1 protein-coding gene is annotated in these 247 nt (G+C 35.2%); it reads right to left on the reverse strand.

Going from position 1 to position 247, the window contains the following annotated elements; translation table 11 throughout:
- Positions 1 to 64 precede the first annotated feature (64 nt).
- Positions 65 to 247 (reverse strand): hypothetical protein (locus AOA59_RS32775; protein ID WP_218212170.1); only part of this gene is annotated, 183 nt, incomplete at its 5' end.

Consider the following 247-nt stretch of genomic DNA (forward strand, 5'->3'; position numbering starts at 1 on the left):
TACTTTTTGTGCTCTTTCAGTAAATCGTCCAAACATCATAGTATCCACCTCCGAAATGAATGCGTTAATTTTTGTCTTCTAGTTTTAATCTTTCTCGAATTAATGTTGCCCTGCGCTGATCTCTTTGCTCAGACGACAAGATTTCCCCAGCATATTGTTGTAAAAATCCAGGTTGTGTTAATATCATTAATTCATTCAGAATGCTACCACTTAAGTTAGTTATTAATCCCATATCAATCCCAAGTCT

This window comes from Pseudomonas sp. 2822-15 (genome assembly GCF_002742515.1).
Lineage (GTDB): Bacteria > Pseudomonadota > Gammaproteobacteria > Pseudomonadales > Pseudomonadaceae > Aquipseudomonas > Aquipseudomonas salomonii.